Raw genomic sequence first — 18,408 nt, forward strand, 5'->3', positions numbered from 1 at the left:
TGTCAGAACTGACAGGCGAAATAGGCGCTTTTGCGCGTCAGCATTGGCTGACGCACAAAAGGCTTCCCGCGTTTCAGAGGTGCGGTGCAGGGACCGCTGGCGCTGGGGCCGGGGCTTGCAGTTGTTGCAGCTGCGATTTGACCGGCGGTGTGGCGCACTTGGCCGCTGCGTCGGCCGGCGTCAGGTTGCGGATCGAGGTGTAGAACAGCTCACAGGTTTTTTCTTTCTGGGTCACCTGCCAGGTCTGGGTGCAGCTTTTCAGCTGCGCCGCTGGATCGCTGCCCGGTTTGCTGCCCATCCCCGCCTGCCAGCACGCGGCGCTCAGGTCCTGGCCCATGACCGTCAGGCCGGCGGCATCCGCCTTGGCCTGGGCATCGGGGCCGGTGTAACTGTCCGGGTCGGCGGCGTACCAGATGTAGCTCGGGTGGTTAGAGCCTAATACCGGCACTTTCACCCCGGCGCTTGGGCTGATGGTGGCCAGGCCCAATACACCCACGGTCGCCCCGTATTGCTGCTTGATCCAGTTACGTACCGGCGCGCCGAAGGCGACCATCGGCAACGCTGCACCTTTGGCGTTCTGGCTGACTTCCTTGACCATGGTGGTCTGATAGTCCTTGAAGTAGTCGTAGACGCCTTCCAGGTCCTTGCCGGCGCTGGATGGCGCGGCAATCGGCGCGATGTCGATGATGGTCTGGTAGGCCGGGGTCTGGGCGGCCGGAATGCCGTTATCGACCAGCAGCGTGGCCCAGCGATCGGTGGTGGCGGACTCCAGATAGTCCTGGGCCTGGGTCAACGAGTAATCCGGCGGGAAGTGCAGCAACTCGACACTTTTGCGGTTTTCCAGGGCCATGCCCAATGGCAGGAACAGGTACCAGCTATAAGCCCATTTGCCATCCATGTTGAGCTTTTTGGCGCCGTTGTAGGCCAGATCACCGGCATCCAACAAGGCTGCGAGGGGTTTGTCATACCCCTTGGGTACGCCGGTGAATTTCGGCGTAGAGCTGATGGTTATCAGTTTTTACCCGGACTTTCGCGGCGCTGTAGCCATCGCGCTGCACGCTCTGGGTCAGGTAATGCTCGACAGTCTGCTCCAGCGTCCAGTTGCGAAAGCAGATCACGTTGCAGTTGTTGGGGTAGGCGAAGAGCCGGGTGACGCGTTCGGTGCTGCCCAGCTTGAGATCGACATCGGCGTGGGCGGCGGCACTCAGGGTGAGGGCGGCGAGGGTAAGTCCTGCGAGTTTGAACATGCTCAGATCCTTTTCAGCGTGGGCCCTCGTAGGCGGGGGCGGGTACATACTGAAACCAGATGTGTCGAGCGGTCCAGTACCCACGCAAAAAATCGCAGCCGACGACATGCCAAGGAGCTGCCGAAGGCTGCGATCTTTTGATCTTGCTTTCAATCAGCCCGAAAAATGCAGGGCATTGGTCAAATCCCCCATCGGCTTTTGCCCCCGGGCAATCATCGCGTCATCGCGCATTTTGATCCCGTCGAGGGTTTCCAGCTGGAACGTGCGCGTGATCAATCGCAGGATCGACGCGGTGTCGTAGACCGTGTGATCCACCGTGCCCTTGCGCGAAAACGGCGAAATCACCAGCGCCGGGATCCGCGTTCCCGGGCCCCAGCGATCGCCCTTGGGCGGCGCAACGTGGTCCCACCAGCCGCCGTTTTCATCAACGGTGATCACCACCACCATGTTTTTCCATTGCGGGCTTTGTTGCAGCACTTTGAGGGCGCGGACGATATGACGGTCGCCCGAGGCGATGTCGGCGTACCCGGCGTGCATGTTCAGGTTGCCCTGGGGCTTGTAGAACGTCACCGCCGGCAGCTTGCCGGCTTCGGCGTCGGCCAGGAACTTGTTGGTGCTCGACTCATCGCCCAAGCCACCGTCGCGCAGGCGCTTGGCGCGCTCGGCCGGGTTTTCCGGGCCTTGGCGCTTGAAGTAGTTGAACGGCTGATGGTGGTACTGGAAGTTGGGAATCTTTGGAATGGCGCCCGAATCCTTGTACTCATCGATCGTGGCTTGCCACGCACCGCCGTACCAGGCCCAGTCGACGTTCTTTTTCGACAGCTTGTCGCCGATGTGTTCGTGGGTTTGCGGCACCAGCACGCTGGGCAACGGCTTGGCGTAGTCCGGGCGCTCGGGGTCGCGGATCCAGGTCGGCCAATAGGGCGGCGCCATGGTATTCACCGCGTAGCCGTCGGGGGTCAGCAGGCTTGGCCCGAACTGCGGCGGGCCGGTCATGGCGCTGGCGGGGGAGGCGTCCAGCGGCTTGAGGCGGTTGTCGGTCGGGTCTTCGCTTTGCAGCGTGGCGATCTGCGGCTTGGCGATCGAATTGGCGGCATCCGGGTAGAACGGCACCTGGGCGCTGATCAGGTATTGATGGTTCAGGTACGAGCCGCCGAAAGCGCCCTGGAAGAAGTTGTCGCAGAGCACGAATTCCCGGGCCACGTCCCACAAACGCAAGGAGTAGCGAGTCTGGGTGTAATGCCCCATGGTCAAGCCACCGGAATCGGCCCAGGCGACAAAGCCGTCATTCTTGCCGCCGTTGATCTGCATCTGGTTCTGATAGAACACATGCCACAGATCGCGGGTCACCAGGCTTAGCGGCAGGTCTTCGCCTTGCGGGCCTTTGAGGGCGTAGGGCGCGTTGGGCAAGTGTTCCTGATACTGCGTACCGGCAGGGTAGACCACGCCATCGAGGGTTTGCGGGCCGACCTGGTTCAGGCCACCCCAAACCGGAGGCAGGTTCGCCAGCACTTTACCGTCACGATCTTTCTGTACGTAATCATCGGGCTTGAGCGCCGACAACGGTTTCTCGACCCCCGGGAAATCCGCAAACAGGTTATTGAAGCTGCGGTTTTCGCCGTAGATCACCACCACGTTTTTCACGTTTTCGCGCAGGGCCTTGTCCAGCTCGGCGGGCGTCAGCGGGCGTTCGACCGGTTTACCGGGCTCGTTGTCTTTGGTGCCGCAGGCGCTCAACGTCGCCCCGACACCCAATACCGCTACACCACCCAGGAAACGGCGGCGACTGGTATCGGTGGGTTGATCGGTTTCAGGGGAGGGGATGTCGTTTCCATCTTTTTCGTCGTTCATTCCGGCTCCTGTTTTCTTGCAGAATTGTGGCAATTTGTTGCGAGTTGTTTCGGCGGGACGCTAGCAGCGCGATGTGACGGGGAGGTTACACGAAGTTGGATCCGATCTGCAGGTGCAAGGCAGGCATGGGAACTGTGGCGTAGTGGCGAGGAACGGCCCTGGCCACGTATCCAGTATTGGTGCACGGTGTTTACCATCCTCAAGCGCTGCTAGACTGGCGCGATACCGGACCTGGTTAAGGTGAATCATGAAACCCTCTACAGCGCTTGATCTACAACGTGCAGCCGTGCGAGAGGTCGTCGGTCGATTCCGTACGTCCAACCCTCGAGTATTTGGCTCGGTGCTGCTCGGTACGGATAAAGAGGGAAGTGATCTTGATCTGCTGGTAGATGCTCTGCCCGGCGCCACGCTGTTTGATCTCGGCGGTCTTCAGGTTGAGCTTGAGGATTTGCTCGGCGTTACGGTTGACCTGCTGACACCGGGCGACCTTCCATTGAAGTTTCGTCAGCAGGTGCTTGATCAGGCACGGCCCGTATGACCGAGAACCGACTTGGCGACTCCTTGACCATATGCGCGAGGCAGCGGCCGATGCGCTGACTTTTGTCGAAGGGCTGAGCAAGGAAGAGTTTTTCGACGACAAGCGTACTCAACAAGCCGTCATCATGAGCCTCATCATCATTGGCGAGGCGGCGACCAAGGTTATGGATCGCTACGGGGAGTTCGCTTCTCAGAATACCCAAGTGCCATGGCGCAGCATGCGCGGTATGCGCAATCGCATTGCTCACGGCTATTTCGATATCAATCTTGAAGTGGTGTGGGACACGGTTCAGACAGCGTTGCCCGAATTGTTGAAAGTGTTACCTACCGATCAAACCTGACCGCACCCACTCCCCCGAGCAGGTGCAGCCAACTCGATTAAGGCATCACCGGCGCCGTATAAACCAGCGTCGTTCCCAACGCCCACAGCAGAAACAGCACCAGCGGCGTATGCACCAGTAACTGCACGAATGAAAACCCTATCAAGTCCCGCGCTTTCAGCCCCAGCACGCCCAGCAGCGGCAGCATGTAGAACGGGTTGATCAGGTTCGGCAGGGCTTCGGCGGCGTTGTAGATCTGCACGGCCCAGCCCAGGTGGTAGTTCAGGTCCGTGGCCACTTGCATTACGTACGGGGCTTCGATGATCCACTTACCGCCGCCGGACGGGATGAAGAAGCCGAGGATTGCCGAGTACACGCCCATCAACAGCGCGTAGGTGTCGTGGGACGCGATCTGTACGAAGAAGGTCGAGATATGGTGAGCCAACGTCTGGGCATCGGTGCCTTTGACGGTGGTCATCAGCGCGGCGATCGAGCCGTACAGCGGGAACTGGATCAGCACGCCGGTGGTGGTCGGCACCGCCCGGGACACCGCGTCGAGGAAGCTGCGCGGGCGCCAGTGCAGCAGGGCGCCGAGCATGATGAAAAGGAAGTTGTAGGTGTTCAGGCCGGAGATCGCGCTGATCGCCGGTTTGGTCGAGAACTCATGGAACAGCCAACCGCCGGCCAACAGCACCAGCAAAATCGTCAGCAACGGACTGTGTTCCAGCCATTCGCCGGGGCGGGTGCGCGGTTGCAGCGGCGGCAGGTTGAAACTCGGGTCGATCCCGCAAGCCTTGGCATCGCGCGCGCTGTTCGGGCCGGGGGCGGTGGCGTAGGCGATGATCAGCGAGACCACAATCAGCGCCAGCAACAGCACGCCGGACTGCCAGAGAAAGATTGTTTGAGTGAACGGGATGACGCCGGTGATCGACAGAATCGACGGCGGCAGGCTGGTCGGGTTGGCCTGCAATTGCGCGGCGGACGATGACAGCCCCAGCGCCCACACCGCGCCAAGACCCAGATACGCCGCAGCACCGGCAGCGCGGTAATCCATTTTCAGATTGGTGCGGCGGGCGAGGGCGCGGACCAGCAAACCACCGAAGACCAGCGATAAACCCCAGTTCAGCAACGACGCGACCATCGAAATCAGTGCGACCCAGGCTACGGCGGAGCGGCCGTTTTTCGGGATCCGCGCCAGGCGGTCGATCAGCTTCACCGCCGGTGGCGAACTGGCGACCACATAACCGCCAATCACCACGAACGCCATCTGCATGGTGAACGGAATCAAACTCCAGAACCCGTCTCCGAAGGCCATGGCGGCGTCGGTGGGTTTGGCGCCCATGGCCATCGTCGCCACGGCCACGATGATCACTGCCAGAGCGGCGAACACCCAGGAATCGGGGAACCAGCGTTCGGCAAAACTGGAGCAGCGCAGGGCAAAACGGGCATAGCGGCTATCGTCGATATCAGCGGCCACGGGAGTACCTCGGATTTTTATGATTATGGTGATGTTCCGGGCCGCAAAGGCCCGGCTGGTCAGGTGCCAACAGTAAATCAATCACGGTTTTTTTGCGGCGCTGTTTTAGCGGGGGACACACATTGCACCCCGCGCATCATGGGAGGATGCTGCGCCGTGCCTACCTCAAGGAATGACCGCGATTGAACAAGGAAAGCCCCTTCGCTTATCAGGCCGTGTACCGCTACTTGGTCGAGCTGATCGACTCGACCCGGACCGAGGGCGAGTGGAAGCTCCCGTCATTGCGTCAGTTGGCGTTGCGCCTGAACGTCTCGGTGTCCACCACCAAATCTGCCTACGCCTTGCTTGAAGATGAGGGCCGGGTTTTTTCTCGACCCAAGCTCGGGTACTTCTGCCGGGCCGGCTCGATGCAACCGCCGACACCGGCCGCCAACCTGCTCGACAACATTTACGCCTACGCGCGCCAGCCCGGCATGCTGGCGCTGAGCAGCGATGCGCCATCGATGTTGCTGTCCCTGGAAAACCCGTTGCTGATGACCGAGCGCGAACTGTCGCGCCAATACCCGCGTTCGGCGGTGCCGTTGTATCAGCCCTTCGGCGAGATCGAACTGCGCACGGTGCTGGCGGAGCGCTACACCCGTTCGACCGCGCATTACTGGCGGCCGGAACAGGTGTTCATCGGCGCCGATCTGCGCAGTGTGCTGGACATGTCATTGGCCGCACTGAACCTGCGCGGGACCGTGGCATTGGTCGAGTCGCCGTGTTCCTGGGCGATCTTGCGCCAGTTGCACGCTGCGCATATCCGCGTGATCGAGGTACCGCTGCACGTCGATGGCCGCTTTGACCTGCAGCAGGTTCACGACCTGTTGCAGCGTGAAACCGTCGCGCTGGCGGTGTTCTCATCGACCGTGAGCCTTCCCCACGGCAGCCTGATGCCAGCGGCCGACAAACAGCAGCTGTGCGAATGGCTGAGTGAACGGGGTGTCTGGTTGTTCGAGAACGACAGCTATGGCGAATTCGGATTCCTGCCGGAGCAGCCGCGCTATCGGGATTTCGCCGATCCCGAGCGGTTGGTGGTGTTTTCTACCTTCGATAAGGTCATCGGTTCGGAAGCACCGTTCGGCTATGTGTTGATCCGTGGCCAGGAGGCTGCGATGCAGCGCCAGTGCCTCGACCGCGCGTTTCGCCTGTCGCCGATCCGGCAGAAAGCCCTGGCCCGCTTGTACGGTTCGCGACGCGTCGATCAGCACACTCAGGTGTTGCGCGGCCTGCTCCATGAACGCATGACGCAAATGACCCGCCTGCTCCAGGAGCACGCCGCCGACCAGCTCAACGTGGTGGCAGCGGCGGGGGGCGCAACGCTGTGGGCGCAATCCGTCCACCCGGTGGACATGCGCCGGGTGTTCGAGCGCCTGTTGGCCAAAGGCATTGTGATTGCGCCCGGCGAAATGTTTAGCCAACAGGGGTTGTGGCGCGATTGCTTGCGCCTGAGCTACACCGTGGATTGGAGCAAGGACATCGGCCTGGCCGTGAAGACCCTGGCCGCAGCCATTGAGCGGGAGCGTCAGCTCACGCCATAACAATGCTGCATCTGTGGAAACTGACCGTTGCGCACTTCATCGGCGAAACACTCGAACGCCTGGCTGATCAACGCGCCGACATCTGCATAGGGTTTGACGAAGCGCGGCACATAGTCGCCGCCCAGACCGAGGATGTCCTCGGTCACCAGCACTTGCCCGTCGCAGGCTGGTGAGGCGCCGATGCCAATGATCGGCATTGCGGAAAAATCGCTGATGCGCCGGGCCAGCGGTTCGGCCACGCCTTCCAGCAACAGGCTGAACGCACCGGCGGCGAGGTGAGCGCGGGCATCTTCCTCGATGGCGGCGGCGGTCGTGTCGTTCAACCCCTGAGCCTTGAAGCCGCCCATGACGTTGACGTATTGCGGCATCAGGCCGATATGCGCCATCACCGGAATGCCGCGCTGCACCAGAAACTCCACAGTGCCGGCCAAGGCCTTGCCGCCTTCGAGCTTGAGCGCGTCGCAACCGGTGCGGGCCAGCACTTCGGCGCAATTACGGTAGGCCTGCTGGGGTGATTCCTGATAGCTGCCGAACGGCATGTCGGCAATCACGCAGGCCAATCGCGTGCTGGCGACCACTGCGCGGGTGTGGCCGATGATTTCTTCCAGGCTCATGTCCAGGGTCGAGGTGCGGCCATAGCCGACCATGGCCGTGGAGTCGCCGATCAGCACGAAGTCGACAAACGGGTCCATCAACTCGGCCATCGAGCGGGTGTAGGCGGTCAGCGAGACGATTTTCTGTTGGCCTTTCATGGCCACCAATTGGGGAACGGTCAGGCGTTTGCTGCGGGTATGGCTGCTCATGGCGGCTTTCCTGTGGGTTGGAAAGCCCCCGATTATTGGTGTCGTGGGGCCGAATTCAATGCACAGAGAACCGCTAAAAACCAACCCAGGGCGCTGATCGGGTTGTCCACCGGCGCATTTGCGTAGACCATGGGCGCCTTGGTTTTTTGCCCATGCCAGAGTTCTTTTCATGACTGCCAATACCGAAACGCGCCCGGTGCCGTTTACCCGTTCGGATTACAAGACCCTGGGCCTTGCGGCGCTCGGCGGGGCGCTGGAAATCTACGATTTCATCATTTTCGTGTTTTTCGCCCTGACCCTCAGCCAGCTGTTCTTCCCGCCGGAAATGCCTGAATGGCTGCGCTTGCTGCAAAGTTTCGGGATCTTCGTCACCGGTTACCTGGCGCGGCCGCTGGGCGGGATCCTGATGGCGCACTTCGCCGACAAACTGGGGCGCAAGAAGGTGTTCAGCCTAAGCATTTTGATGATGGCGCTGCCGTGCCTGCTGATCGGGATCATGCCGACCTACGCGCAGATCGGTTACTTCGCGCCCTTGCTGCTGTTGGCGCTGCGCGTCCTCCAGGGCGCGGCGGTGGGCGGTGAAGTGCCGAGCGCCTGGGTGTTCGTCGCCGAGCACGCGCCGGCCGGCCATCGCGGTTATGCGCTTGGATTTCTCCAGGCCGGGCTGACATTCGGCTACTTGATCGGCGCACTGACCGCGACTTTCCTGGCCCAGGCTTTTACGCCGGCTGAAATTCTCGATTACGCCTGGCGCTTCCCGTTCCTGCTCGGTGGCGTGTTTGGTGTGATCGGTGTCTGGCTGCGGCGCTGGCTCAGCGAAACCCCGGTGTTCATGGCCATGCAGGCCCGCCGCGATGAAGCGGTCGAACTGCCGCTGCGCACGGTGCTGCGCGAGCATCGTCTGGCGATGTTGCCGGCCATGATCCTCACCTGCGTGCTGACGTCGGCGGTGGTGGTGTTCGTCGTCATCACTCCGACCATGATGCAGAAAACCTTCGGCATGACCGCCAGCCACACCTTCGCCCTGAGTGCGTTAGGCATCGTGTTCCTGAACATCGGTTGCGTGCTCGCCGGTTTGCTGGTCGACCGCATCGGCGCCTGGCGCACGGTGATGCTCTACAGCCTGCTACTGCCGCTGGGCATTGGCGTGCTCTACACCTGCCTGATCATCGGGGGGGACTGGATCGGTCTGGCCTATGCGATTGCCGGCCTCAGTTGTGGCGTGGTCGGCGCGGTGCCGTCGGTAATGGTCAGCCTGTTCCCGGCGCGGATTCGCGTCTCGGGGATCTCCTTCACCTACAACATTGCCTACGCCGCCTGGGCGAGTATCACACCGCTGTTGCTGATCGGCCTGATGCCGTGGAGCCCGTGGATCTGCGTGATCTTCTGCGCGGTGATGGGCGCGGTGGGCGTGAGCAGCACGGCGTATTTCGGCACGCGCATGCCCAAGGTCGAGAGTCGTTCCGTGGCGCCTTGTCTGTAGCGATATCGGGGACGGGCGAGGCGACCATCAAGTCAGCCAATGCCACCACAACAACGTCCCTACCAACCCCACCACCGACACGATGGTTTGCAGGATCGACCAGACCCAGATTGTCTGCTTGAGCTGCAAGCCAAAGTACTCGCGCACCATCCAGAACCCCGCGTCGTTCACGTGACAGAAAAACACCGAGCCGGCGCCAATCGCCAGCGCCACCAATGAGCTTTGCGTCGCCGCCAGCCCTGCCATCATCGGCGCCAGGATCCCCGCCGTGGTAGTGGTCGCGACCGTCGCCGAACCGGTGGCCTGACGCAACGCCACCGCAATCAGCCAGGCCAGCAGCAGATAGGGCATGTGCGCACCTTCGGCGACTTTACTGATGGTCTGGCTGACGCCGGCATCGAGCAACGTTTGCTTCAAGCCACCACCGGCACCGATGGTCAGCAGTAACACGGCAATCGGCGCCAGGCTTTTGCGCAACGTGCCGCCGACTTCTTCGCGGCGCATGCCATTGGCCCAGCCGAGGCAGATCACCGCCGCCATCACTGCAATGCCCAGCGCCACCAGAGGCTCACCGAGGAATTTCAAGGTCAGGGCGGCGGTGCTTTCCGGGCTCATGGCGACTTTCGCCAAGGTGCTGCCGAGCATCAGCAACACAGGCAACAGAATGATCAGCAACGACATGCCGAAACTCGGCTGGCGCGGGGCCTTGGGCGGGGCGCTGAATAGCGCGCCGAGTTCTGCCGGCTCTTCCACGTGCATGCGCTTGGACAGCCAGTTGCCGTACAGCGGACCGGCCAGAATCACCGCCGCAATCGCGATACTCAAGCCCAGCAACATGGTCAGGCCGAGGTCGGCGTGCAACGCGCTGACCGCAATCAGCGGCCCCGGATGCGGCGGCAAGCAGTCGATAACTCCAAAACGGAACTCCTTATCGGGTAGATACCGGTGCAGCATGTTGTTGCAATTTAGCTGGAGAATACCTGATGTGGCCGGGCTAGAGCGGTGGGTTTTGCGAAGGGAGCTGGTAATGGGCGTAGCCTCTTTCCTCTTATTGGGGAGGAGATTTTACCGCGACACGGCGGGTTTCTCGAGTTAGTGGCTGAAAATGGCTCTCGTTGTAAGGCAATTCCTGGCGAATTGAACGTCATTTCCGAAGCGTGTGCAGGACGGTTCATAACCGGTCTATACCGCGGTCCTACAGGCTACAGGCCTTCAATTGACGGGCTTAAAACCGGACTCCTATAGTTACGCCATCTCAAACACGCTCCTTCCAAGGTTGCGCACATCACTTATGAGCCAATTCGCTTTTATCAATCCCGCACTCTTGTCGTGGTCTCGGCTACGCGCAGGCCTGTCTGAAATACAGATCGCCAAAGGGCTGCCTGTAAAGTCCGAAAGAATCAGAGACTGGGAGGCAGGCAAGAGTCTTCCAACCTTCAATCAGGCGCAAAAGTGGGCGTCCATTGCGCACGTGCCGTTCGGTTTTCTTTTTTTGAAGGAGCCGCCCGCAGAGCATCTTCCTTTGCCTGACTTACGTACCCTTGGCGGTGTATCGCCTTCGCCACCCAGCCTGAACCTCATCGACACGATCAAGGATGTCTTGCGTAAGCAGCATTGGTATCTCGACTACCTGAAGGATCATGGCGTCTCGCCGTTGCCGTTTGTCGGCCGTTTTTCCATTCGATCGTCTGTTCTGGATGTGGTCACCGACCTGCGCGAGGTGCTGCGTATCAGTGAGGATGTTAAACACCAGAATCATGACGACTACCTGCGTGACTTGATAAACGCTGCCGAGTCCGTCGGCATTCTGGTCATGCGCAGTGGCGTTGCCTTGGGCAATACTCATCGCAAACTGGATGTCAGTGAGTTTCGTGGTTTTGCCATCAGTGACCGTTTGGCTCCAGTGGTTTTTATCAACAGCGCCGATGCGCCAACCGCCAGGCTGTTCACATTGATGCATGAACTGGCCCACATCTGGATCGGCAGCTCGGGTATATCCGACGGCAGTAGCCACAGTGATCACAATGAAGAAGCTTTCTGTAATGCGGTTGCCGGTGAGTTTCTGGTTCCGCAGGATGCCTTCCAGACCGCATGGGATTCAGATCGGGAGTGGACGAGCAATCTTGCGCCCTTGGCCGCCGGTTTTCGGGTCAGTCACTTGGTCATTGCGCGGCGTGCCAGGGATCTTGGCTTCATATCGACTGAGCACTATGTCGCTCATTATCAACAGGTGTTGCAAGCCTACCGGGACAAGGAAAGTGGCGGAGGTAGCTATTACCGAACGGCCTCAACGAGAAACAGCGTGCGCTTCAGCAAGGCCGTCATCGCTGAAACCCAAAGCGGAAGGCTGTTGCTGCGTGAAGCAGGAAAGTTGCTGGGCATTCAACCATCCAAGCTGAAAACGTATGCCGGCAGGTTGCTTACATGAAGCATTTGCTGGACTCCAACACGCTGATTGAAGCTAAAAATCGTTACTACGGCATGTCCATCTGCCCGGGCTATTGGTCTTGGCTGATTCATCAGCACCAAGCACTGGAGATCGCCAGTATCGTCCAGGTGCGAGACGAGTTATCGAAAGGTAACGATGAACTGACTCAGTGGGTGAAAGAGAATGCTGAAATTTTCGATGAGGCCAGTGATGCCAATACGCAGGCTGCCTTCGCAAGCATCGCATCGAAAATGGCTGAACAAATCCCGCTTATGAAACCCGGCGCACTAGAGGACTTTCTTGCAGGCGCTGACCCGTGGCTCATAGCCAAGGCCATGTCGACAGGAGCAGTGGTCGTGACGCACGAAGCCTATAACCCGCAAATCAAACGCAAATTCACTATTCCAAATGTTTGTGAAGTATTTGGAGTTCCCTACATGAACACCTTTGAGTTATTGAACAAGCTTGAAGCCCGGTTTGTGATGCATTCCTGAAGGAGGTTTACTCCACCGATCTGACGCAACGTTCACAGAGGCTCCGTCGCCATTATTTTTGTAGGACAACCCTCAACCACTCTTCAGAAAATATCCACAAGGCCGATGGCTAGGCTGTATCCCGCTTTCTTTCCCTGCCCATCGGTGCCTTCCCATGTTCAACAAACGCTTGAAGCAGGAGCTGTCCGCTCTTCGCGAAGAACTCTCCAGCCTCCTGCAAGTGAAGGACAGCCTGGAAAGCGAGATGATGGTCCTGACCCTCGATCCTGATGGGCGGGTGCAATCGGTCAATCAGAATTTTCTTGGCGAGATGCTCTACAAGAGCAATGACCTGATCGGGCGGCACATCGAAGACATCGTGCCGACGCATGTGAAGTCCGACGAATTCCATCGGCGCTTCAAAAATGCGCTGACTCGCGGTGAGCATTTCGCCGGTACCGTGCGTTTGTCGCGCGGCAATGGTGCCGAGGCGTGGCTGCGCTCAATCCTGCAGCCGGTGCGCTCGGCGGACGGGCGGATCAAGCATTTCTCGATTTACTCCAGTGACCTGACCCGCACCATCGAAGCGTCTCGCGAACACGAGAACCTGATCGGTGCGCTGGTGCGTTCGACGGCGGTGATCGAGTTCGACCTCAACGGCAATGTGCTGAGCGCCAACGAGCGCTTCCTTAACGGCATGGGTTACAGCCTGGCGCAGATCCAGGGCAAACATCACCGCACCTTCTGTACACCTGAGGAGTACAACAGTGCCGAGTATCAGAATTTCTGGCGCCGTCTGAACAATGGCGAGTTTATCGCCGACCGTTTCAAACGCATCGACAGTCACGGTCGCGAGGTCTGGCTGGAGGCGTCCTACAACCCGGTGGTCGACGCCAACAACAAACTCTACAAAGTGGTGAAGTTCGCCACGGTGATTACCGATCAGATCAATCAGGAGCAAGCCGTCGCCGAGGCCGCCAACATTGCCTACAGCACGTCGCTGCAAACCGATAACTGCGCCCAGCGCGGCACGGCGGTGGTGACTCAGGCGGTGGACGTGATGCGCGACCTGGCCAAACACATGCAAACCGCCGGTGAGGGCATCGAAGCGCTGAACGAGCAATCGTTGGTGATCGGCACCATCGTCAAGACCATCAGCGGCATTGCCGAGCAAACCAACTTGTTGGCGCTCAACGCGGCCATCGAAGCGGCGCGGGCCGGTGAGCAGGGCCGAGGGTTTGCGGTGGTGGCGGACGAGGTCCGGCAACTGGCGTCACGCACCAGCCAGGCCACCGATGAAATTGTCGGCGTGGTGCGGCAGAACCAGGACATGGCGCGCAATGCCGTCAGCCTGATGACCGACGGCAAAGTCCAGGCAGAACAAGGTCTGGCGCTGGCGGCGGAGGCGGGCACGGTCATCGTCGAGATTCGCGACGGCGCGCAGAAAGTGGTGAACGCGGTGGGCCAGTTTGCCAATCAATTGGCGACTTGATGTTTGCCCGGGGGATCCCGCTACAATCGGCGCTTTTCCCAGGAGCAGACACCCATGACCGTTTCCCATCGCCGTCCGGTTCCGTTGTCCAAGGCCTATCGCCTGCTCAATCACGGGCCGACCGTGCTGGTCAGCGCGGCCCACGACGGCCAGCGCAATATCATGGCCGCGGCCTGGGCCATGCCGCTGGACTTTGAACCGCCGAAAATCGCGGTGGTGCTGGACAAGTCCACCTGGACCCGACAACTGCTGGAAGCCTCGGGGACATTCGTGGTGAACGTGCCCTGTGCCGCGCAGGCCGATATCGTGCAAACCGTGGGCTCGACGTCGGGCCTGGAATTGAAGCAAGGCCAAGGCCAGGACAAGTTCCAGGCCTATGGCTTGCAGACCTTCAGCGGCGAGCTGATCGATGCGCCGATGCTGGAAGGTTGCGTCGCATGGCTGGAATGCCGGCTGCTGCCGGAGCCGCACAATCATCAGCAATACGACCTGTTTCTGGCCGAAGTGATTGCCGCCCAGGCCGATGAGCGTGTATTCAGCGACGGCCGCTGGCACTTCGAGGGGCACGATGCGTTGCGCACCTTGCACCATGTCGCCGGTGGGCACTTCTTGAAGATCGGTGACCCGGTGGATGGCAAGGCCCTGAGCGAGTCTGACTAAGTCCCCCGGATCGGCGAGGGTGCAAACTCTGCGCGCAACAATGAAAGTTGCAGCAAATCGTGATGTTCCCCCAGCCAGAAACCCGCCTGGCGCAGGCGACCTTCCTGGACGAAACCCAAGCGTTCGAGCAGCTTCAAACACGCTTGGTTGTCCGGGTGGACCGTGGCTTCGATCCGATTGAGCTGCATCTGTGCAAACCCCCAAACCAGCGTGGCTTGCAGCGCTTCGGACATGATGCCCTTGCCCCAGGCCGATTGCCCCAGCGCAAAACCCAGTGAGCAGCTTTTCCAGGGTTTGTTCCATTTGAACAGGCCGCAATTGCCGAGCAATTCATTCTGCTCCCGGGACTGGATGCCCCAGCGGATACCGGGATTGGGCAGCGTGCGCGATTCGGCGAATGTCTCGACCAAGGCCTGGGCCTGGGTGATGTCGGTCATCGGGTCCATGCCAAACCAGCGCATCGCCTGTTCATCGCCGTGAATCGCCAGCACCGTAGGGGCATCGGCCGTTACGATTTCGCGTAACAGCAGGCGCGGTGTTTCGAGGGTCGGGAAGTCGCTCATGGAATGTCCTTATTCGTCGACCGGGAAGTCGGTCAAGTGATCGCGACGGCCACAGTCTGCGCATTGGCGCTGTTTTTCAAATCCACAGATCATTCACCGCCGTGCGTTCGCCGCCTTCGCTGCCGGTGTTCACCACGCCCTTGGGTTCGATCAGCAGCAGTTTCACTTCCTGTTCCGCCGACGGCTTGTGCTCGACGCCCTTGGGCACGACGTACATCTCACCGGCCGAAATCAACACATGACCATCGCGAAAGTCGATGCGCAATTGCCCTTCGAGGACGATGAAGGTTTCGTCGGTGTCCAGGTGATCGTGCCAGATGAAATCCCCCAGCAGCTTTACCACTTTGAACTGATAGTCGTTCATTTCAGCGATGACCCGGGGTGACCAGTGTTGGTCGATCAGCTCGATTTTCTGCAGGAAGTTCAGGCTTTTTAACGTGTTCATCGAGGGGTACTCCAGATTGATTCCGGGCCCACGATAACCAGCCTGTCGATGTGAATTCTTGAACGATTGTGCGTGCTTCAGCGCCGATGCATTTTCATCCAGCGCGCCGGTGACAGGCCGTAGGTTTTGCTGAATTGGCGGGTCATGTGGCTCTGATCGGTGAAGCCGGCGGTGAGGGCGGCGCTGACCAGCGACTGGCCCTGGATCAGCAACGCGCGGACCAGGTCCAGGCGCCGCATGGTCAGGTAGCGATAAGGGCTGGTGCCGAACAACAGGCGGAAATCCCGCGACAGACTCCAGCGATCCCGCCCGCTGTGCTGCGCCAGTTCCTCCAGGGTCACGGTGCGATCAAGGGCGCTGTGCATGAACTCCCGGGCCCGCTCCGCGGCCACATAGTCGAAGCCCTGGCGTTTGCCAGGTGTGCCGGAAACGGTGCTCAGGGCGTGCGCCAGATCGAACAGCGCGTCCTGTTCCTCCAGTGGGTCGAGCGGGTCGTCCAGGCTGCGCATCAGCACATCGGTGGCCGCGAACAAGCGTGGATCGGTGGACAGGCCAGTCTTGATGAACGGCAACGGCTGACCGCCGAGTATCTGCTGGATCAGCGCCGGTTCGATGTACATCATTCGGTAATGAAAGCCGCTGTCGGTGCCGGCTTCGCCATTGTGGATCTCGTCCGGGTGCAGCACCAAAGTCCCACCCGGCAGACTGTGCCGCCAGCCGCCGCGGTACTGAAAGCGCTGCACCCCGGCCAGGGTGCGGCCGATGGCGTAGGTGTCATGACGATGCAACTCGTAGCCGTGGCCGGCAAAATACGCCTCGATACGCTCCAGCCCGCCAACGTTGGGCGCGCGGTGAAGCCAGTCGTTGGGGAGCGTGTGCTTGGCCATGGTGCTGTTGTCTTGTACTCGGTTCAGAGCACGTTAACCCAGGAACAGGGGTCTGTCTGCTGACCGATACATCACAACGACAAGTAGAAAAGCGCGACAAAATGTTGCAAGGTGCAAAATCCTCCGATGCCATGAAGGCGATTCTTCCAGTGGAACTGAGCCACCTGAGTTACGCCGCGCCGTTATTGTCTCTGGCCCTTTTGTGGACGGTCGCCGTTATCACGCCGGGCCCCAACTTCTTCAACATCGCACAATTGTCGGCCAGTTGTTCCCGACGGCACGGCGTAGTCTCCGCGTTGGGCGTCGCCACGGGCACGGTGTTGTGGGGCTTGGCCGGAGGCCTGGGCATCAAGTCGCTGTTCAGCGCGGCGCCAACGCTTTATCTGACGTTCAAGATTGCCGGTGGCTGTTACCTGATCTATCTGGGGTTGAAGCAGTTCAAGCGCAAACCGACGCGGGTGCCGGGTGCAAGCGACTCGCTGGACGGGGCAGGGTGTACGCTGCTGTCGGCCTATGGGCGGGGCTTTTTGGGCAACATGACCAATCCCAAGTCGGCGCTGTTCGTCGCGACGATTTTCGCCACGGCCATGCCGGCCTCACCGCCACCGATGTTGCTGGCGCTGGCGGTGTTGACCATGGCAAGCCTGTCGTTCAGTTGGTATTGCAGCGTGGCGCTACTGTTTGCCAGTCGCCGGGTCGCCGGCGTTTATGAGCGTTCGCGCAAATGGCTGGACCGTTTTGCCGGCAGTTGTTACCTGCTGTTCGGCGCGCATTTGGTGGCCAGTCGCTGATCAGGTCAGCGCAGTGGCCACCGGTTGGTCAGCCATGGTGGACCCGCGATTCAACGTCTCGGGCATCGCCACCACGAGCAACACCAGCGCTGCTCCCGCTATCGCCGCCAAGGTGAGGAATGCCGCGCTGTACCCCGCTTGCTGAACCACCAGCCCGGCCAAGCCATTGCTCAGTGCGGCGCCCAGGCCGAACACCGTCGACAGCGCGCCCAGGCTCACATTGAAGCGTCCGGTGCCTTGGGTCAGGTCCTTGATCACCACCGGAAACAAGGCGCCGAAGATCCCGGCACCGACGCCGTCCAGCAACTGCACCGCCACCAGCCAGTACGGATCATCCGACAGGGTATACAGCACCCCGCGCAAGGGCAGGATCAGGAAGCCGGCGAGCAGCAACGGTTTGCGCCCCCAGACATCGGCCTTCCATCCCACCAGCAGCGCCACCGGCACCATGACCAATTGCGCGGCGACGATGCAGGCGGATGTCAGCGGTGTGGCCATCTGCAGATTCACCAGGGACAGTTTCTGGCTCACCAGCGGCAGCATCGCCGCATTCGCCAGGTGGAACAGCCCGCAGCAGATGCCGAACACCAGCAGCGGCCGGTTGTGCAGTAAGGCATTCAGGCCGGAAGGCTGTTCGCCATGGGCCGGGCCCTGCGGGTCGAAGCCTCGGGCAACGTCGTGATCGATGGCTTGGGGCGAGATGAAGCTGATGGCAATCACGCTGGCCAGGGCCATTACCGCCATCAGGTAAAACACCGCCACCGGACCAAACAAATAGGCAAAACCACCGGCCAGCAACGCCGCGACAGCATTGCCCGCGTGATTGAAAGTTTCATTGCGCCCGGTGCGACGGGTAAAGGCCCGTGGCCCGGTGATGCCCAGTGAAATGGCAGAGATGGCCGGGGCGAACACCGAGGCCGCGACGGCGCTCAAGGCTTGGGTCATCGCCACCAGGGTGAACGACGTAATGAACGGCAGCAGCAGACAACTCACCGTCACCAGCAGCGCCGCCACGATGATTACCCCGCGTTTGCGGCGAGTGCGGTCGATCAGCGCTCCGGCAGGCGTCTGGGTCAGCAACGCGGCGATCCCGGCCAGGGTCATTACCAGGCCGATGCTGGCCGGGTCCCAGTGGTGCACCGCGAGCAAATAGATCGCCAGGTACGGCCCGAGCCCGTCGCGCACATCGGCGAGAAAGAAGTTGAGCCCGTCCAGAGAGAGGCTGTTGCGACGATCGGTCGGAGCGTTCAAGGGCGGCCTCTGTATGGCGGGATGCGTATTAGCAATGACCCGTCGAGGTTGCACGAAGTTTCAGCCTTTAACTCATCGGCGTTACCGTGGTATCAAACAGCACATTCACCATGAGGCCAG

General features: G+C 60.6%; 15 protein-coding genes and 4 pseudogenes. 10 read left to right on the plus strand and 9 right to left on the minus strand.

Annotated elements, in window-relative coordinates:
* Positions 1-73 precede the first annotated feature (73 nt).
* Both ACZ89E_RS27715 and ACZ89E_RS27720 read right to left on the minus strand, forming a co-directional pair.
* Positions 74-1,247 (minus strand): annotated as a pseudogene (locus ACZ89E_RS27715) (hypothetical protein).
* Between the two features lie 153 nt (positions 1,248-1,400).
* Positions 1,401-3,098: an acid phosphatase gene (locus ACZ89E_RS27720; RefSeq protein ID WP_476256791.1), complete on the minus strand. Its 1,698-nt coding sequence runs from the start codon at positions 3,096-3,098 to the stop codon at positions 1,401-1,403.
* Between the two features lie 247 nt (positions 3,099-3,345).
* On the opposite strand from ACZ89E_RS27720, the gene ACZ89E_RS27725 reads away from it, so the two are divergent.
* Entirely contained in the window at positions 3,346-3,636 is a 291-nt protein-coding gene (locus tag ACZ89E_RS27725) for a nucleotidyltransferase family protein (protein WP_149661167.1), read from the plus strand.
* A gap of 31 nt (positions 3,637-3,667) precedes the next feature.
* Positions 3,668-3,976, plus strand: coding sequence for a HepT-like ribonuclease domain-containing protein (locus tag ACZ89E_RS27730; protein ID WP_476256792.1), 309 nt, complete (start codon positions 3,668-3,670; stop codon positions 3,974-3,976).
* Between the two features lie 37 nt (positions 3,977-4,013).
* Here the strand turns inward: ACZ89E_RS27730 and ACZ89E_RS27735 are convergent, their stop codons facing one another.
* Positions 4,014-5,432 (minus strand): short-chain fatty acid transporter, encoded by a 1,419-nt coding sequence (locus ACZ89E_RS27735; protein ID WP_476256793.1) that lies wholly within the window; start codon positions 5,430-5,432, stop codon positions 4,014-4,016.
* 182 nt (positions 5,433-5,614) lie between these two features.
* Here ACZ89E_RS27735 and ACZ89E_RS27740 point away from each other — a divergent pair, with 182 nt between their 5' ends.
* Positions 5,615-7,012 (plus strand): aminotransferase-like domain-containing protein, encoded by a 1,398-nt coding sequence (locus ACZ89E_RS27740; RefSeq protein WP_476256794.1) that lies wholly within the window; start codon positions 5,615-5,617, stop codon positions 7,010-7,012.
* On the opposite strand, the gene panB is transcribed toward ACZ89E_RS27740, so the two are convergent.
* Positions 6,997-7,815 (minus strand): 3-methyl-2-oxobutanoate hydroxymethyltransferase, encoded by an 819-nt coding sequence (gene panB / locus ACZ89E_RS27745; protein WP_149661163.1) that lies wholly within the window; start codon positions 7,813-7,815, stop codon positions 6,997-6,999. The genes ACZ89E_RS27740 and panB overlap by 16 nt on opposite strands.
* Before the next feature lie 169 nt (positions 7,816-7,984).
* On the opposite strand from panB, the gene ACZ89E_RS27750 reads away from it, so the two are divergent.
* A complete protein-coding gene (locus ACZ89E_RS27750; RefSeq protein WP_476256795.1) occupies positions 7,985-9,298 on the plus strand; it encodes an MFS transporter in 1,314 nt (437 codons plus the stop codon).
* Positions 9,299-9,325: 27 nt separating this feature from the next.
* Here ACZ89E_RS27750 and ACZ89E_RS27755 read toward each other — a convergent pair.
* A pseudogene (locus tag ACZ89E_RS27755) lies at positions 9,326-10,198 on the minus strand (GntT/GntP/DsdX family permease); the annotation flags it as partial.
* 391 nt (positions 10,199-10,589) lie between these two features.
* Here ACZ89E_RS27755 and ACZ89E_RS27760 point away from each other — a divergent pair.
* The 5 genes and pseudogenes from ACZ89E_RS27760 to ACZ89E_RS27780 all read left to right on the plus strand — a co-directional run bounded on the left by ACZ89E_RS27760 (position 10,590) and on the right by ACZ89E_RS27780 (position 14,351).
* The gene (locus ACZ89E_RS27760; protein WP_476256796.1) at positions 10,590-11,726 is read left to right on the plus strand and encodes an ImmA/IrrE family metallo-endopeptidase; all 1,137 of its coding nucleotides are present in this window, start codon (positions 10,590-10,592) and stop codon (positions 11,724-11,726) included.
* The gene (locus ACZ89E_RS27765; protein ID WP_149661160.1) at positions 11,723-12,220 is read left to right on the plus strand and encodes a DUF4411 family protein; all 498 of its coding nucleotides are present in this window, start codon (positions 11,723-11,725) and stop codon (positions 12,218-12,220) included. The genes ACZ89E_RS27760 and ACZ89E_RS27765 overlap by 4 nt, the downstream gene beginning before the upstream one ends.
* 247 nt (positions 12,221-12,467) lie before the next feature.
* A pseudogene (locus ACZ89E_RS27770) lies at positions 12,468-13,103 on the plus strand (PAS domain-containing protein); the annotation flags it as partial.
* A gap of 156 nt (positions 13,104-13,259) precedes the next feature.
* Positions 13,260-13,691 (plus strand): annotated as a pseudogene (locus ACZ89E_RS27775) (methyl-accepting chemotaxis protein); the annotation flags it as partial.
* A gap of 54 nt (positions 13,692-13,745) precedes the next feature.
* A complete protein-coding gene (locus ACZ89E_RS27780) occupies positions 13,746-14,351 on the plus strand; it encodes a flavin reductase family protein (RefSeq protein WP_149661158.1) in 606 nt (201 codons plus the stop codon).
* On the opposite strand, the gene ACZ89E_RS27785 is transcribed toward ACZ89E_RS27780, so the two are convergent.
* From ACZ89E_RS27785 to ACZ89E_RS27795, 3 genes are all read right to left on the minus strand, one after another.
* Positions 14,348-14,914 carry a GNAT family N-acetyltransferase gene (locus ACZ89E_RS27785; protein ID WP_476256797.1) on the minus strand — a complete coding sequence of 189 codons (567 nt, stop codon included), beginning with the start codon at positions 14,912-14,914 and terminating at the stop codon, positions 14,348-14,350. The two genes, ACZ89E_RS27780 and ACZ89E_RS27785, sit on opposite strands and share 4 nt — an antisense overlap.
* A 76-nt stretch (positions 14,915-14,990) precedes the next feature.
* Entirely contained in the window at positions 14,991-15,359 is a 369-nt protein-coding gene (locus ACZ89E_RS27790; RefSeq protein WP_149661156.1) for a cupin domain-containing protein, read from the minus strand.
* A 77-nt stretch (positions 15,360-15,436) separates the two neighbouring features.
* Positions 15,437-16,246: an AraC family transcriptional regulator gene (locus ACZ89E_RS27795; protein ID WP_476256798.1), complete on the minus strand. Its 810-nt coding sequence runs from the start codon at positions 16,244-16,246 to the stop codon at positions 15,437-15,439.
* 149 nt (positions 16,247-16,395) lie between these two features.
* On the opposite strand from ACZ89E_RS27795, the gene ACZ89E_RS27800 reads away from it, so the two are divergent.
* Entirely contained in the window at positions 16,396-17,037 is a 642-nt protein-coding gene (locus ACZ89E_RS27800; RefSeq protein ID WP_476257075.1) for a LysE family translocator, read from the plus strand.
* On the opposite strand, the gene ACZ89E_RS27805 is transcribed toward ACZ89E_RS27800, so the two are convergent.
* Complete coding sequence (locus tag ACZ89E_RS27805; RefSeq protein WP_463258468.1) at positions 17,038-18,288, minus strand: MFS transporter; 1,251 nt, start codon at positions 18,286-18,288, stop codon at positions 17,038-17,040.
* Positions 18,289-18,408: the final 120 nt, after the last annotated feature.

The sequence above is a fragment of the Pseudomonas sp. TE3899 genome (assembly GCF_056279105.1).